The following is a 15556-nucleotide window of genomic DNA, read 5'->3' as shown; positions in this document are numbered from 1 at the left end:
TCAGGCCGCCTCGGTCAGGACGACGGCGAGCCGTTCCTGTGCGGCGAGCGCCACCACCGCGGGCACGTCACGGGTGAGCAGCGCCAGGTACAGGACCTTGTCGTCGTTGGCCGGGCTGACCATGTCGATGACGGTGGCCGCGAACCGGGTGCCGGCAGCCGCCGGCTCTGCGTCGGCATCGTTGTCCGGAGTGCTGACCAGCAGGACCTTGTCGCCGGGGTGTAGTTCGCGGGCCGGCACCTGGGCGGTCTTCAGGCCGAGCGCGATCTGCTGCTGGCCGGGGCCGAGCAGCGGGTCGTCGGTGACCTGTCCCAGGGTGAGCAGCGTGCCCGGAAGCAGCGCGACAGCGGCCCGTTTGCCGACCACCTCGTCGAGCCGTGCGGCGGGCACCGGGCGCAACCCCTGGCCGCCGGCGACCTGCACGGTGACCAGGTCGGCTGCGCTGATCTCCCGGCCCACCTCCACCGGTCGAGCCACCGCCAGATAGCTGCCGGTGGCCCGTACCGAGGTGACCGCGAAGGCCGCGCCCAGCCCGCCCAACGCGATCAGGAGGACGGCGAGACCGAGCAGCCCGGGACGGACCCGGCGCTGGCGGACCACTGTGGGCGGGTTGACGGGAGCGTCCACCGACGGGGTCCCGTTGCGCGTTGCGAGGCTCATCTGGTGACCACCTGGAGTTCGTTGATCCTGATCTGCACGATGCCGCTTCTCCGGGTCTGCGGGATCACCCGCCTCGTGGCGTCGCTGTTGGTCCACCAGCTCACCGTCCAGTGCGTGGTGGCGGTGACGTCGTAGGTGTCTGCCTTCGGGTAGCCCTCGTCGTAGCCGCAGTCCGGGGAGGTGGCACCCGCCCGGGTGCCCGTGGCCTTGTACTCGGTGCCGGGGCCGTAGCAGGTGACCTTCTCGCCGTTGCCCATGTCCCAGACGATCCGGTCGACCTTGGCTTCGATGTAGACGGTCAAGCCCCGGTCGGACTCGTCGGCGTATATCGGGCCGAAGTAGTTCTTTCCTGCGGTTGCCCACATCCAGACGGGCAGGCCGACCAGGCCGGGGCCGATGTTCTTGCGGGGTGCCACCTTCAGCCGCGCCGGCAGCAGACTGATCGACGCCAGGGCGCGACGGGCCAGCTCCTCCGGGTCCGGCGGTGCGCCGAAGCCGGCCGGCGGGTCGGCCAGCGTCACCATCACCTGCGTGCCCAGGTCGCCGCCGTTGCAGGTCTGCAGGTACCACTGGTGACCCTCGGGGGGTTCGACCGTCCCCTCGCTCAGCTTGTAGTAGCACCCGTCGCCGTTGTTGAACCAGCCCAGGTCCTCGTCGTAGCAGGGGATGGTCCGCCCGTTCCACTGGCAGACACCGCCACCGCCTCCGCCGCCGTCGTCCCCGCCCCCACCGTCGTCCCCGCCGCCCCCGGGACCACCGGGATTGCCGGGCTCGTCGTCCCAGACGCTGCAGTCGGGTTGGTCGGGTGGGCAGCCCGCACCAGGGTCGGCACGCAGGGCGGCGGCCGGCGGGGCAGCACCGACTACCAGCAGGAGCGTGAGGCCGAGGCCCGCCAGCGCACGTCGGGTTGTCGCGCCCCGGCTCAGCACGGCTGGTCCCGGTGCGTCGCGCCGTAGTTGATCAGCCAGCGGCCGTCGGGATAGCGGGTCGCGGTGGCGGTGGACAGGTGTCTGCCGCCACCGCTGCCCGGGACCGAGCGCTTGTCCTTGGCGTAGACCAGCCGGTAGCCGGTCGTGTCCAGGCAGTCCTGGATCTCCACGGTCGCCGGCTTCGCGTCCAGGCTGACGGCGGTCACGGACGGGTCGGACTTGAACGTCCCGGTACGCATGGCACCGTGCTCCTTGGCCTCGCGAATGGACACCCGAACCCGAGTCAAAAGTGGATCACCGAGAAACCGGGACAGTTCCGGCGAACGCGGATCACTGCGCAGACCCGCCGTGCGCGAGGCCGCGAGATATCCGGAGTACGCGTCAAGTGCCGCCTTTTCGGCAGCCCGTCGTTCGACGTCGGAATCGGTCCCGGGTCCGTTGTCGCGGACTTCCGTCGGTCGTTCGACCGTTTCCCGTCCGCTGGCGCAGGCGGTGACCGGCATCGCCGCCACGCCCACCAGCAGGCAGATTGCCGCTCTTCTGAGCTGCCGTCCGCGCACCGTCGAGCCTCCTCGTGGTCGCCCGGGGTGGTGACGGTTCACCGCCGCCGGGCATGCGGAAGCGCGCCCGGATCAGCACATCCGGAGCTGTTCATCGCGCTTCTGCATTCACCGTTACGGATCTTTTACAAATTCGGGGTCCTGTGCCGTCCGATGGTGAAGGTGAGGCTTGCGTCACACCCAAGGGGCGAGCATAGGCTGACGCTCGCCGATGCAACAGAGGCAATTCAAGCGAACACTCAGCGTGATGACAGGTGGTGGTGGCGGGTGTCCACACTGCGCCCAGGGCAATGGGTGAGCGAACTGTCGTTATTGATGGGGCGTCGCCGGAGCGGATGCGTTCACCAAAGCTGCGCCACCGGTCGCGGGAGTGGGACATCGCGGTCTCATCCCGGCATTCGACCGACGTCGGCACCCTGTCGGCGGGTCGTCTCGTCCAGCGGCGCCCCTGACTCGGAAGCGGTCGAAAGCACCCGCGCGGGCTCGGGTCGGCAGGTCGCTTTCTGCGCCATCCGCTACACCGCAGCGAGCGTCCAATCACGATCCGTGTTCGCCTTCGTGGGGGAGCGGCTGGCCGCTACGGAGGCGACATGGCGCTGACCGGCCCCCCGGCGGCCATCCCCGGTCGGGAAGACCCACCCGATCGGAGCCCGGCACCCCCGCCGTCCGGTGCTGCGACGAAACCCGCAAACCAGGCAACGCCCGCTCCGCCGCGCGAACGACCGGCGGGCCTCGCCTCGGCGGTGGCACGCATCCGGGTCTCGACAGTGTTCGCGATCCTCGCGATCAGCCCGCTGATGCGGTTGGCCGCGCTGCGCTACGCCGTACCCCCGGATCTGCCCAGCCGGACCGGCTGCGACGCCTGCGCCGCGCCGGTCGGCCTGACCCGCCCCTGGCCGGCGCTGGGCCCGGCGGCCCGGTGCGGTCACTGCCGCGCCCGGGTCGGCCCACCGCCGGCCACCGTCGAGCTGGCAGTGCTCGCGGCGGCGGTGCTGCTGGCGCTCGCCGGTCCGCCGGGCGGAGCGCTGCCGGCGCTGATCTGGTGGCTCGGCTGGACCATTCCGGCGATCCTCGTCGACCTGGCCGTGCACCGGCTGCCGGATCGGCTCACACTGCCCGCGGCGGCCGGGACCTGGCTGCTGCTCGGCGTGGCCGCGCTCGACGCCGACCCGGGGCACTGGCTTCGCGCCGTCATCGGCGGCGCCGGGCTGGCGTTCTTCTTCGCCAGCACCGCGGTGCTGCTCGGCCGCCGCGGCTTCGGGCTGGGCGACGCCAAGCTGGCGCTCAGCGTCGGCGCGCTGCTCGGCTGGTACGGCTGGCCGGTGCTGCTGTTCGGGCTGGTACTCACCTTCGGGCTCTCCGCCCTGGTGAGTCTGGGCCTGCTGGCCACCCGCCGCGCCAACTGGAGCACCCACCTGCCGTTCGGCCCGTTCCTGCTGCTCGGCACAACGGCCGCCCTCCTACTGGCGACCTGACCCGCCCGCGCCGCTTCGCGTTCACCAAGATCGCGCTCGATCCAGGATCTAGTGGTGTCGGTCGCGATGGAGGCCACTACAACCAGGATCGAGCGCGATCTTGGTGGCGGGGACAAGGGGCGAGGGGCGTCGGTGGTCAGGGGCGCGAGCGGCTGGCCAGCTTGGGGACCGGGCTGTCGGGGCGGTTGGCCCGGCGGCGGAGGATCTCGCTGGTCGGGCGGGCCAGCAACGGGGTGATCAGCACGGCGACCAGGGCGCCGAACAGCACGCCCGCGATCACGTCGTGCGGGTAGTGCACGCCCACGAAGACCCGGGAGAACGCGCCGAGCGCGGCCAGGGGCAGCGCGATCAGGCCGAGTCGACGGGAGAGCAGCAGCGTGGTGACCGCCAGCGCCCCCGCGATGGTGGCGTGGTTGCTGGGGAACGACCAGTCGCCCGGGGGTGGGCAGGTGCCCGCGATGATCTCCCGAGCGATGGTCCGGCAAGGGCGTTCCTCGTCCACCACGGTCTTGAGGAACTCACTGCCCACGTACGCCAGGAGGGCCGGCACCGGCGCGATCAGGGCGAGTGCCCGGTCGTGCGGGCCGCCGGACCGGCGGCTCAGCGCGGCCATCACCAACAGCGCGCCGAGTAGCAGGATCACCCCCTCGGTGGCGTGTCCGACGAACCACTGCACCGGCTCTGGGCTGCTGGCGGCGGCGTCGACGACGTCGTGGTACCACTCGGCGCTGATCTCCGGAACGTCCATGCTGCTGTTGTCGAGCATGCATCACCTCACTTCACGTTCATACCCTGTTCACCTTGGGGACACCCTAGGAACGCGCCAGAGGGCATCGCTGCTGTCGAAGGTCAGTTGGTCTGTCAGACCTTCGTCCAGGATTCGCACAGCCGGCTCTGGTTGGCTGTTGCAGGACGTCGACATCGACAGGAGGTCTCGTGCAGACCGGTTCGGCCACCGATCAACCGCAGTCCACCGCCGCGACGGCGGATGACGAGACCTGGCGGATCCGGCGCACGGCGGCCGACGTGGACCGGCTCGGCGAAACCGAGTCGATCTTCGCGTTGGGCAACGGGTGGGTCGGCTGGCGTGGGGTGCTCGACGAGGGCGCACCGTGCGGGATGCCGGGCAGCTACGTCAGTGGCTTCCACGAGCGGCGCGAGCTGAGCTATCCCGAGGAGGGGTACGCGTTCCCGCCGGCCAGCGACACCGTCATCAGCGCGCCGAACGCCGCGCTGATCCGGCTCTGGGTCGACGACGAGCCGCTGGATCTCCGGACCGGGACGCTGCGCAGCCATGAACGGGTGCTCGACCTGCGTACCGGCGTGCTGCGCCGGGAGACCGAGTGGATTTCACCGGCCGGGCGGGGCGTACGCATCCGCAGCACCCGGTTGGTGTCCCTGCCGCGCCGGCCGGTGGCCGCCGTCCGGTACGAGGTCGAGCCCTTGAACACCGCCGTCGAGCTGCGGGTCTGCTCGGATCTACTGGCCAACGAGAAGGTGCCGGAGCGTTCGGACGACCCTCGGGCCGCCTCGGTGCCCACCGACCCGCTGACCGCCGAGACGTACCGTGCGACCGGCCTCGACGGGGTGCTGGTGCACCGCACCGAGCGCAGCGGCCAGCGCGTCGCGGTCGCGGTCAGTCACCTGTTGGAGGGCCCGGCCACGGTGACGACCAGCGGTGACTGCACCCCGGACCGGGTACGGCTGACCGTGACGGGTCGCCTGCACCCGGGGGAGCGGTTGCGGCTGACGAAGTTCGCCGCCTACGAGTGGACGTCGGTCGACGCGACGCCCGCCGACGAGTTGGCCGCCCTGGTCGCCGCCGAGGCGGACGCGGCGCGCGCGGACGGCTTCGACGCCCTGCTCACCGACCAGCGGGCCGCCCTGGACGCGGCCTGGCAGGTCGCCGACGTGCAGCTCGACGGCGATCCGGAGCTTCAGCAGGCCGTTCGGTTCGCGATGTTCCACCTGATTCAGGCCGGTCGCCCGGACTCCAACCGGACCATCTCGGCCAAGGGGTTGACCGGCAACGGCTACGACGGGCACGTCCTCTGGGACACCGAGAGTTACGTGCTGCCGGTGCTCACCTACCTGGCCCCGGCGGTGGCCCGCTCGGCGTTGAGGTGGCGGCACGCCCACCTTCCGGAGGCGCGGGAGCGGGCGACCGAGCTGCGGTTGACCGGCGCGACCTTCCCGTGGCGCACCATCGGCGGCCGGGAAAGCTCCGGCTACTGGCCGGCGGGCACCGCCGCGCTGCACGTCAACGCCGACATCGCCGACGCGGTGCTGCGCTACCTGGCGGCCACCGACGACCAGCGGTTCCTGGCCGAGGCGGGGCTGGAACTGCTGGTGGAGACCGCCCGGCTCTGGCACGGCTTCGGTCACTGGTCGGACGAGGGCGACTTCCACCTACACGGGGTGACCGGCCCGGACGAGTACGCGGCACTGGTCGACGACAACGTGTTCACCAACCTGATGGCGAAGCGCAATCTGCGCGGCGCGGCGGACGCCGCCGAGGCGCATCCCGAGCTGGCCGGCCGGCTCGGCGTGGACCGCGCCGAGGTGGCCGGCTGGCGGGCCGCCGCCGACGCGATGGCCATCCCGTACGACCGCGAGCGCGGGGTGCACCAGCAGGCCGCCGGCTTCACCGAACAGCCCGAGTGGGACTTCGCGAACACCGGCGACGACGACTACCCGCTGCTGCTGCACTTCCCGTACCTGGAGCTGTACCGCAAGCAGGTGGTGAAGCAGGCCGATCTGGTGCTGGCCATGCAGCTCTGCCCCGGTGAGTTCACCGCCGACGAGAAGGCCCGCAACCTGGCCTACTACCAGGCCCGGACGGTCCGCGACTCGTCGCTGTCGGCGGCACCGCAGGCCGTGCTGGCCGCCGAGGTCGGGCACCTGGATCTGGCGTACGACCTGTTCGCCGAGTCGGTCCTTCAGGACCTGGCCGACCTGGGCGACAAGACCGCCGACGGGCTGCACCTTGCCTCGCTGGCCGGCGCGTGGCTGGCGCTGGTGCAGGGCTTCGGTGGGCTACGCGACGACCGGGGGGTGCTCTCCTTCGACCCCCGGCTGCCGCGCCGGATCGACCGGTTGGCGTTCAGCCTGCGCTGGCGCGGCCACCGGCTGCGGGTCACGTTGACGCCGGCCGAGGCCCGCTACGAGCTGCCCGACGCCGCCGCGGATGCCGAGGTCGAGCTGTGGCACCACGGCGAGTCGCTGCGGATCACCGGCGCCGAGCCGGTCACCCGGCCGATGCCGCCGGTGCCCGACCCCGGCCCGGAGCCGCCCTCCCCGCCCGGCCGCCGCCCCACCCGCCGCTCAGCCGACTGAGCCGCCCCGACCGGCTCCGGGGCCGCCACGGCTTCGGCTCAGGTCGGCGCGGGCGCCGGCTCAGGTCGGCGCGGGCGCCAGCTCAGGTCGGGGCGGGACCGCCGGCCATCCGCTCGCGGACCGCCTCCAGCGCCTCGAAGGCGTACGCCCAGTTGTGGCACTTGAAGCTGCGCAGGCCGTCGATCGCGGTGTGACAGTCGGAGCAGCGCACCCCGGCGATCGCATCCGGGATCTCGGTGTTGACGTACTTGCGCTCGCCCAGGATGACCGTGGCGATCATGGCCTTGTCGTGCAGGCCGGAGAGCGCCGACGAGACGATGTCGTACCAGGTGACCCGCCGGCGGCACTTCGGGCAGTCGGGTTCGTCGCCGCTGACCCAGAGCGGGGCGCCGATGCTGCGTGCCGGCATGCCGAGCAGTTTCTCCAGCCGCCGGACGTCCGACTCGGGGGTGGTCCAGCGGTGTCGGCCGGGCAGTGATGCGGGCGAGTCGTACACGGCGCGGAACAGGTCGTGGTCGACCTGCACGGTCTCGCGCTGAGCCGTCATCGGCGTCCCTCCTCGTTGAGTCGGTGCCCCCACCGTGGTCAGCGGTGACCATGGGCGCAGCCGGATCAACGACACGAGGGGTCAGCGGGTCGTCGCCGGGGGTGCTGGACATCGAGTTTCGCGCCCGCCGCCGAAGGGATCCCGCACGACCGATCAGCCGTCACCTGATGTCACCACCAGACCCAACGTCGCCCGGACGTACGACTACTTCCTCGGGGCAGCCACAACTACCCGGCCGACCGGGCCGCCGCGGTACGCGGGGGTCGGCGTCCGCCGCTGACCTCGCTTTCGCCTCCGGTGGCCGGCCTCGGGTGGTACGACGGACGCAGGGCGTGCGCCAGCGGGAGGAGCGCCGATGGCGAGCAGACCCGAACGGCTGCTGCGGGGCGGTGACTCACCGCTGAGCGCGTCGTTCCTGGAGCTGTTCTTCGATCTGGCGTTCGTGCTCGCCCTCAGTCAGTTGGCCACCCACCTGCTGCACGACCTCACCCTGGCCGGCGCGCTGCGGACCGCCGTGCTGTTGACCGGGGTCTGGTGGATCTGGGTGCCCACCACCTGGTTCGCCGACTGGTACGACCCGGAGAGCCCGGCGGTGCGGTGGCTGTTGGTGGGTTCCGCGCTGGGCAGCCTGCTGACCGGGGTGGCGATCCCGCAGGCGCTGGACGGGCGTGGCCTGCTTTTCGCCGGGGCGTACGTCGCGGTGCACATCGCCCGGGGCGTGGTCACCGCCGTCGGGCTGCGAGGTCATCCGCGGCAGATCCGGACGCTGCGTATCCTCTTCTGGTTCAGCGTCTCCGCCGTACCGTGGCTCGCCGGTGGGTTTCTGCCGCAGTGGCGGGTGCCGCTCTGGCTGCTCGCCCTTGCCCTCGATCTCACCGGTCCGCGACTCCGCTGGCCCACGCCGGGAATGGGCCGGACCAGGCGGGAGGAGCTGCACCTGGCCGGTGAGCACTTCGCCGAGCGGTACCAGCAGATCATGATCATCGCGCTCGGCGAACTCGTTCTGGTCGCCGGCCTCTCGTACGCCGGCACCGACCTTGACGTCCCGCAGACTGTCGCGTTCCTGCTGGTCTTCGCCACCGCGGTGCTGATCGGTCTGCTCTACGTCACGCCCGCCGGCCAGCGCCTCGGCCCGGCCATCGAGCGCGCCGACCCGGCCCAGCTCGGCGTCATCACCGGATACCTGCACCTGGTGATGATCGCCGGGCTGGTGGTCACCGCCGTCGGGGCCGAACTGAGCATCGCCCACCCCATGGAGACCGGTGACACGACGGCGGTCCTGGTCATCCTGAGCGGCCCGACGCTGTTCCTCGCCGGGCGGATCCTCTTCTCGGCGGCGATTCACCGGCGATTCTCCTGGCCCCGGGTCGCCGCCCTGTTCGTGCTGGCCGCCGCGGCGGCCGTGCTGCGACTGCCGCTGGTGGTGGTCAGCGCGGTCGCCACCGGGGTGGCGCTCCTGGTGGTCGTTCTGGACCACGCTGGCATCGGGTCCTACCGCCGCCGAGCTGGCGCGTAGTCAAGAAGCCTGACTAAAGTCAGGTATATGGACTCGGCTCTCATCGCTGCGGTGCGGCGGTTCAACCGGACGGTCACCCAACGGGTGGGTGCGCTCGACGACGAGTACATGGCCCAGGGGCGCCCCCTGGGGCAGGCTCGTCTGCTCTGGGAGATCGGCCCCGCCGGTGCCGAGGTCGCCGCCCTGCGGGCCCGGCTCGGCCTGGACTCCGGATACCTCAGCCGACTCCTGCGCACACTGGAGAACGACGGCCTCATCGCCGTGGGGCCAGCCGACCAGACCGGCGGCGACGGCCGGGTACGTGTCGCCACCCTCACCGACGCCGGCCGGACCCAGTGGGCCGACCTCGACCAGCGGTCGGACGATCTCGCCGCCTCGATCCTCGAACCACTCACCGAACACCGCCGCGAACGACTCGTCGCCGCGATGGCGGAGGTCGAACGGCTGCTCATCGGCTCGATGGTCGTCATCGAGCCGTGCCCGCCGAGCGACCCGCGAGCCCGTGCGTGTCTGCGGGCCTACGCCCGCGACATCGCGCGACGATTCGACGACGGGTTCGACCCCGCACTGAGCAACCCGGTCCACGACGAAGCGCTCGTCCCGCCCAACGGGGTGCTCCTGCTCGCCACCCTCAACAGCGAACCGATCGGCTGCGGCGCTGTCAAACTCCACCCCGACGCGCCCGCCGAGATCAAACGCGTGTGGGTGGCGGACACCGTACGTGGGCTCGGCGTCGGGCGTCGGCTGCTGGGCGAGCTGGAACGGTACGCCGCCGAGCGCGGCGCGACAGCCGTCCGGCTGGACACCAACCGCAACCTCACCGAGGCGATCGCCCTGTACCGGGCGAGCGGTTACCGGGAGATCGAGGCGTACAACACCGAGCGCTACGCCCACCACTGGTTCGAGAAGCAGCTCAGGCAGTGAGGCGTCGCGCGGCGCTGGCGAAGGATCGAATGACCGAAGGTTTGTGGCCAGTTTTGATCTTGTAGCCGGGTGCCTCGCCGGGCAGGCTGATGGACGTCGTCGCCGAACAGCATCCGGCAGCCTGAACGAGGAGATCGTCGTGCGCAAGCTCGTGTATTACATCGCCGCCACCCTGGACGGCTTCATCGCCGGTCCCGACGGCGCCGACCCCACCGGCCCGGACGGCTTCTGGCCCATCCCGGACGACTACCTGCACCACCTCGTCTCGGAGTACCCGGAGACCCTCCCCGGTCCGGCTCGGCAGGCGTTCGGCATCACCGACCAGGGCAGCCGGTTCGACACCGTGCTGGAAGGGCGCCACTCGTACGAGGTGGGCCTGAAGGCCGGCGTGAGCGACGCGTACCCGCACCTGCGCCACCTGGTCTTCTCCCGCACGCTGGGCAGCAGCCCGGACCCGGCCGTCGAGGTCGTCGGCCAGGACCCGATCGCCACGGTACGAGAGCTGAAGCGGCACGACGGCAAGGACGTCTGGGTGATCGGCGGCGGCGCGCTGGCCGGTGCCCTCTACCCCGAGATCGACCAGCTGATCATCAAGCTTGCCCCGTTGACCATCGGCGCCGGCATCCCGCTCTTCGGCCGCGACGCCGTCTTCGCCCCGCGCACCTGGCGCCTGACCGACCACACCGTTCTGGACAGTGGCGCTCTCTTCCTCACCTACACGCGCACACAGACCGGAAACGAGTCCGCGTGAGCACGTACGTCAACTTCGAGCGGGCACTCACCATGGCCTGGTAGCGCGAGCGGTCGGCTGCCCCCGATCAGCCCTTCACCGCGCCCGCGGTGAGCCCTTCGGTCAGGAAGCGCTGCCCGAGGGCGTACATGATCACAACGGGGATGCTGACGAGCAGCGACGCCGCGGCGAGTTGTCCCTGCGGCACGACGTCTCCGGCGATCATCGATTGCATCCCCACCGGGAGCGTCTTGTACTCGTCCTTCGTGATGAACACGAAGGCGAAGAGGAACTCGTTCCAGGCGTTGGTCAGGGTGAAGAGCGCGACCGCCAGCAGCCCTGGCTTGGCCAGCGGCAGCACCACCCGGCCGAACGCCTGGATGCGGCTGCAACCGTCGACCAGGGCGGCCTCCTCCAACTCGATGGGGATCGACGAGAAGTACCCCACCAGCAGCCAGGTGGCGAACGGCAGCGTGAAGGTCGGGTACGTCACCACCAGGGACCACAACGAGTCGGTGAGCCGGGCGCCGATGAGCATCTGGTACAGCGGGATGAACAGCAGCGCGCCCGGCATCACGTAGGTGAGCAGCACCGTGACGGTGAAGCCCTGCGCCCCGCGGAACCGCAGCCGGGCCAGCGCGTACCCCGCCAGGGCGGCGCAGACCAGTGCCACAGCTGTCGACGCCGCGGACACCAGCAGGGTGTTGAGATACCAGCGACCGAACGGCTGGTTGTCGAACAGGGCGCCGAACTGTTCGAGCGTCCACGGCGTCGGCCACAGGTCGTCGGTACGCATGACGACCTGGCCTTCGGACTTGAAGGCCGTGACGGCGATCCAGTACAGCGGGCCCAGCACGAAGAAGAGCAAGCCGGCCAGAGCGGCCCAGGAACCCAGGCCCGACACCACTGACGACGAACGGCGACCACCTCGGGACTGAAGGGTCGAGACCACCCGGCCGACCCCCGCCGCGATCAGCAGAATCACACCGAGGACCACCGCCGCCTTCCAGAAGATCTGCGGTGACGCCCAGGCCAGCAGGCCGGTGACCAGCGCGGCGACGACCCACGGCAGCGCCTTCCGCGCCGTCTTGGCCCACCGCTGTGTCCCGACCCACCGCGCCGTCCGGCGTCGCCGGGGCAGTTTGATGTTGGTGTCCTGGCGCAACAACCGGACCAGGACGAACACCAGCCCGCCGATGATCGGCAGCATGACGAGCGTGACCGCCGCGCCCGCGCCGTACTGGAGCTGAAGGATGGCCTTCGAGTAGGCGATGAGCACGTACGGCGCTGTCACGTCGCCCGGGCCGCCCTGCGTCAGCAACCAGACCAGGTCGAAGTTGTTGAACGTCCAGATCGACGACAGGGTCACCGTCACGGTGATCACGTGGCGCAGTCCGGGCAGCGTCACGTGGGCGAACCGCTGCCACGACGAGGCGCCGTCGATGGTCGCCGCCTCGTAGAGGTCCGCCGGGATGGCCTTCAACCCCGCGAGGAAACACACGGTGAAGAACGGCACTCCCTTCCAGACGTTGACGAGGATCACCGACGGCATGGCCAGCGACGGGTCGGACAGCCAGCCCGCGGGCCAGCTGTCGACCAGGTGCGCGCTGGCCAGCAGTGGCCCGATCCCGGTGGCGGTGAGCAGCGTGTTGACGCTGCCGAAGATCGGGTCGAGCAGCGCGCGCCAGCTGAACGCCGTCACCACCGTCGGCACCACCCACGGCACCAGGAGCAACCCGGCCAGCACGGCTCGCCCACGGCGGCGATGGTGCAGCAGCAGGGCTGCGGCCAACCCCAGCACGACCTTGAAGACCTCGGCGTACGCGGTGAAGACGAACGAGTTCACCACGCCGGTGTGGAACTGATCGTCGCCGACGAGCGCGAGGTAGTTGTCCAGGCCGACGAAGACGCTGTCCTGCCCGTGCCGTTCCGTGGTGCTGGTGATGATCGACCGGGCGATCGGCACGAGAACGAGCCCGCCGACCAGCACGGCCATCGGCGCCAGGAACAGTGCCGCGAGTCGCCAGTCGCGACCCAGCCGCCGTTGGACCGCGGTGAGGGAGCCAGGTCCCGACGGCGGGGACTTCCTCGCCGTCGGGACCCGCGCAGGACGGACCGAGCTCACTGCGGCAGCCCCTGCTGGTTGAAGATCTGCACCATCTTCGCGTGGGCGGCCGTCACGGCCTGCGCCGGCGCCGTTCCCTGGACGACCTGCTGCATCATGTCGGTGAGGACGTAGGCCGACCCCACCGCCTGCTGGCCCGCGCTGGCCTTCTGCGGGAAGGCCAGGCCGTTCTTCGTGTTCAGCGGCAGCTTCAATTCAGTGATCTTGCGAAGCATGGGGAACGCCGGGTCGCCGCTGGTGAAGAACGGGTCGGCGTCCCAGACCTTCTCCCACGCGGGCATCACCAGGCCGGGTGCTTCCTTCGCCACCCCGAGCAGCGCGGGCGCGCTGACCAGGTACTGGGCCAGAAGCTTGGCGAGCGCGGGGTTCTTGGCGCCCTTGAAGACGACGAAGCCCTGCGACTGGCCGAGCAGCAAGGGGTTGTCGGTCGCCGGCCCGATGCAGTCGGAGAACACGTGGGTGTTCGCGTGCACCGGGTTCTTCTTGGTCCTGGAGTCCGCGTAGACGCTGAACTGGTTGCGGGTGTAACCGAGGATCCCGGCGAGCCAGTTCTCGTTGTTGCTGGTGTCGGTCCAGCTGGCGATCCCCGGTGGCAACATCCGCTTGTACTTGGGGTTGGTGTAGATGTCGCCGAGGAAGGTCACCGCCTGCACCGTTTCCGGTGAGTTGAAGGTGACCTTCCGGCCGTCGTTGGCGGCGATCGACCCGCCGTAGGCGTTGATCAGCGCCTCGATCATTCCGTTGCCGTCACCGGACCGGTTCACCGTCATGCCCCAGCCGAAGCGGCGCTTGGCCGGATCGGAGATTTCCAGGCAGAGGTCCCGCAACTCCTCCCAGCTGTAGATGTCCTTGGGGGAGATGCCCTTGTCCTGCATCCAGTCCTTGCGCAGGAACGACCCGATCCCGATGAAGTGGTACGGGATGGCGAACCACTTGCCGTCGAAGACGCAGAAGTTCTTGGCCTCGGCGCAGGGTTCGCCGTACTTGGCGGTCAGCGCCTTGACGACGTCCGTCACGTCCTCCAGGTCGCCCAACGCCTGGAACTGCGCGACGAACCGCGAGTCGGTCATGAACGCCAGGTCACGGGCCACCCCGCCCTTGACCTCCGCGTCGATCTTGGCCACCACGTCACCGGCGTCGGCCTGGACCAGACTGTTCTCGATCTTCGTTCCGGTGGTGTCGGCGAACTTCTTGATCGAGCTGTCGAGGGCTTCGTTCGCCGCCGTCGAGTACAGCTTCTGCGACAGCATGCCCATCGAGGAGCCCTTCATCGCCGCCGCGGCGTCGATCAGCTCCTGCGGAACCTCCGGCTGCACCCTGCTGGGCGATTCGGAGCTGCCCCCACACGCGGCCAGACCGGCCGCGCCGAGCACCCCCACCCCCACTCCCATTCCCAGAAAGCCGCGCCGGGACCACCCCGAGTTGTCCTCCATGGACGTTCGCCTCCTCTGTTTCCCGCGTCATCGCACGCCGAAGGCGTGCCTGTGCTCCAGGTGTCCCTATGACGGCGACCATGGACGCGTCGCCCGCATCGATCAGTGCGCTCGCGTACCCGTTGTTGCGGTTGACGGGGTAGCGACGGGCCTGCCCCTGCCGTCGCTCACTGTCGGGGGTCCGCTGACGCACGCGTCGTCTTGGCTGCCGAGCGAGCCGCGCGAGAGATTCCGCGTGCCGCTTGCCGGGAAGCGCGACGAGGTTGAGGCGATCGGCGACCGGGCCGAGAAAGCTGCGCTGACGTTGCAGTTCGGTCGGGCCACGAGACCACCACCGTTCGAGATTTCGAACTGAGTTCGAGATACCGTATCGAGTGGTCGCGACGCTAGAGCAGCGGCAAGACGGGTGTCAATGTTTCGATGTGGTTTCGAACCGAAAACGGGAGGCGGCTATCGAGGCTGGGCCCGGTAACCCATGCGAGCCGACAGCGCCGCCGCGCCCTCGCGAACCAGCCCGGTCCACTCCACGTGCGCCTCGGGCGTCCAACGGATGATCGGCGCGGACAGGCTCATCGCGGCGATGGTGGTGCCGGAGTGGTCCCGGATCGCGGCAGCGACGCAGCGCATGGCGGTGTCAGACTCGCCGATGTCCACGGCGACGTTCTCCGTCCGGACCCGTTCAAGATGCTCGCGGAGCCGGTCCGGGTCGGTGATGCTGTCCGGCGTCATGCCCGGCAGGGCACCCCTCATCAGGACGGCGTCCAGGCCCGCCTGATCGAGGCCCGACAGCAGAACCTTCCCGACCGCCGTGCAGTGCGCCGGCAGCCGCCGCCCGACAGCGGAGACCATCCGGACGGGGTGCGTGCTGTCGAACTTCACCAGGTAGATGACATCGGCACCATCGAGCACGGCCACATGGACCGCCTCGTCGCACGCGGCGGCCACGTCCCGCGCCACGCACTGCGCCTCGCGGACCAGATCAAGCCGGCCCGCGAACGCCGCACCGAGCTGGAACAGCGGCATGCCGAGCCGATACTGCACCGGCTGCCCCGGTACGGAGATCAGGTACGAGCGAGCCTCAAGCGTGACTAGCAGTTCGTGGACCGTGGTGCGGGGTAGGCCGAGCCGCTCCATCACCTGGCGGGCCGACAGCTGGGGGCAGTCCAGGAACAGTTCGAGGACGTCGAGCGCGCGGTTGACCGCCGGTACCACACGGGGCATGTCGATAGTCCCTTCGCAGCGCCGAACCCCTGTCAACGATCTCCACACGGGCCGGCACCTGAAGAGGATATCTACGTCAGCTCCCGGCGCCAGGTGCCGA

Annotated in this window: 13 protein-coding genes; 5 read left to right on the top strand and 8 right to left on the bottom strand. The window is 70.3% G+C overall.

Annotated elements, in window-relative coordinates; genetic code table 11:
• Genes ABTW72_RS05300 through ABTW72_RS05290 form a run of 3 tightly spaced genes read right to left on the bottom strand, consistent with a single transcriptional unit; the run spans position 1 to position 2149 of the window.
• Entirely contained in the window at positions 1-660 is a 660-nt protein-coding gene (locus ABTW72_RS05300) for an SAF domain-containing protein (RefSeq protein ID WP_350854575.1), read from the bottom strand.
• The gene (locus ABTW72_RS05295) at positions 657-1589 is read right to left on the bottom strand and encodes a hypothetical protein (RefSeq protein ID WP_350854572.1); all 933 of its coding nucleotides are present in this window, start codon (positions 1587-1589) and stop codon (positions 657-659) included. Before ABTW72_RS05295 ends, ABTW72_RS05300 begins: the two co-directional genes overlap by 4 nt.
• A complete protein-coding gene (locus tag ABTW72_RS05290) occupies positions 1583-2149 on the bottom strand; it encodes a hypothetical protein (protein ID WP_350854570.1) in 567 nt (188 codons plus the stop codon). Before ABTW72_RS05290 ends, ABTW72_RS05295 begins: the two co-directional genes overlap by 7 nt.
• 797 nt (positions 2150-2946) lie before the next feature.
• Between ABTW72_RS05290 and ABTW72_RS05285 the strand changes: the two genes are divergently transcribed.
• Positions 2947-3624, top strand: coding sequence for a prepilin peptidase (locus ABTW72_RS05285; RefSeq protein ID WP_350855415.1), 678 nt, complete (start codon positions 2947-2949; stop codon positions 3622-3624).
• 136 nt (positions 3625-3760) lie between these two features.
• On the opposite strand, the gene ABTW72_RS05280 is transcribed toward ABTW72_RS05285, so the two are convergent.
• Positions 3761-4390, bottom strand: coding sequence for a phosphatase PAP2 family protein (locus ABTW72_RS05280; protein WP_350854567.1), 630 nt, complete (start codon positions 4388-4390; stop codon positions 3761-3763).
• 170 nt (positions 4391-4560) lie between these two features.
• Between ABTW72_RS05280 and ABTW72_RS05275 the strand changes: the two genes are divergently transcribed.
• Positions 4561-6960, top strand: a complete 2400-nt coding sequence (locus ABTW72_RS05275) for a glycoside hydrolase family 65 protein (RefSeq protein ID WP_350854566.1) — start codon at positions 4561-4563, stop codon at positions 6958-6960.
• An 82-nt stretch (positions 6961-7042) separates the two neighbouring features.
• Here the strand turns inward: ABTW72_RS05275 and ABTW72_RS05270 are convergent, their stop codons facing one another.
• Positions 7043-7507 (bottom strand): DUF8243 domain-containing protein, encoded by a 465-nt coding sequence (locus ABTW72_RS05270; protein ID WP_112586282.1) that lies wholly within the window; start codon positions 7505-7507, stop codon positions 7043-7045.
• Between the two features lie 355 nt (positions 7508-7862).
• Here ABTW72_RS05270 and ABTW72_RS05265 point away from each other — a divergent pair, with 355 nt between their 5' ends.
• The 3 genes from ABTW72_RS05265 (at position 7863) to ABTW72_RS05255 (ending at position 10698) form a co-directional block, all read left to right on the top strand.
• Positions 7863-9023, top strand: a complete 1161-nt coding sequence (locus ABTW72_RS05265) for a low temperature requirement protein A (protein WP_350854564.1) — start codon at positions 7863-7865, stop codon at positions 9021-9023.
• Between the two features lie 27 nt (positions 9024-9050).
• Positions 9051-9947 carry a GNAT family N-acetyltransferase gene (locus ABTW72_RS05260; RefSeq protein ID WP_350854561.1) on the top strand — a complete coding sequence of 299 codons (897 nt, stop codon included), beginning with the start codon at positions 9051-9053 and terminating at the stop codon, positions 9945-9947.
• Positions 9948-10086: 139 nt separating this feature from the next.
• Entirely contained in the window at positions 10087-10698 is a 612-nt protein-coding gene (locus tag ABTW72_RS05255) for a dihydrofolate reductase family protein (protein ID WP_350854558.1), read from the top strand.
• Between the two features lie 67 nt (positions 10699-10765).
• On the opposite strand, the gene ABTW72_RS05250 is transcribed toward ABTW72_RS05255, so the two are convergent.
• From ABTW72_RS05250 to ABTW72_RS05240, 3 genes are all read right to left on the bottom strand, one after another.
• Positions 10766-12802 carry an ABC transporter permease gene (locus ABTW72_RS05250; protein ID WP_502892159.1) on the bottom strand — a complete coding sequence of 679 codons (2037 nt, stop codon included), beginning with the start codon at positions 12800-12802 and terminating at the stop codon, positions 10766-10768.
• Positions 12799-14235 carry an extracellular solute-binding protein gene (locus ABTW72_RS05245; RefSeq protein ID WP_350854553.1) on the bottom strand — a complete coding sequence of 479 codons (1437 nt, stop codon included), beginning with the start codon at positions 14233-14235 and terminating at the stop codon, positions 12799-12801. The genes ABTW72_RS05250 and ABTW72_RS05245 overlap by 4 nt, the downstream gene beginning before the upstream one ends.
• A gap of 450 nt (positions 14236-14685) precedes the next feature.
• Positions 14686-15456, bottom strand: coding sequence for an IclR family transcriptional regulator (locus tag ABTW72_RS05240; protein ID WP_350854550.1), 771 nt, complete (start codon positions 15454-15456; stop codon positions 14686-14688).
• Positions 15457-15556: the final 100 nt, after the last annotated feature.

Source organism: Micromonospora sp. NPDC127501 (genome assembly GCF_040302185.1).
GTDB lineage: Bacteria > Actinomycetota > Actinomycetes > Mycobacteriales > Micromonosporaceae > Micromonospora.
Note: the sequence above shows the minus strand (reverse complement) of the source record. Positions and strands in the feature narration are given on the sequence as shown.

Coding starts and splice junctions, on each gene's coding strand:
- ABTW72_RS05300 (WP_350854575.1), bottom strand. CDS start 660: ATGAGCCTCGCAACGCGCAACGGGACCCCGTCGGTGGACGCTCCCGTC.
- ABTW72_RS05285 (WP_350855415.1), top strand. CDS start 2,947: ATGCGGTTGGCCGCGCTGCGCTACGCCGTACCCCCGGATCTGCCCAGC.
- ABTW72_RS05280 (WP_350854567.1), bottom strand. CDS start 4,390: ATGCTCGACAACAGCAGCATGGACGTTCCGGAGATCAGCGCCGAGTGG.
- ABTW72_RS05270 (WP_112586282.1), bottom strand. CDS start 7,507: ATGACGGCTCAGCGCGAGACCGTGCAGGTCGACCACGACCTGTTCCGC.
- ABTW72_RS05265 (WP_350854564.1), top strand. CDS start 7,863: ATGGCGAGCAGACCCGAACGGCTGCTGCGGGGCGGTGACTCACCGCTG.
- ABTW72_RS05260 (WP_350854561.1), top strand. CDS start 9,051: ATGGACTCGGCTCTCATCGCTGCGGTGCGGCGGTTCAACCGGACGGTC.
- ABTW72_RS05245 (WP_350854553.1), bottom strand. CDS start 14,235: ATGGAGGACAACTCGGGGTGGTCCCGGCGCGGCTTTCTGGGAATGGGA.
- ABTW72_RS05240 (WP_350854550.1), bottom strand. CDS start 15,456: ATGCCCCGTGTGGTACCGGCGGTCAACCGCGCGCTCGACGTCCTCGAA.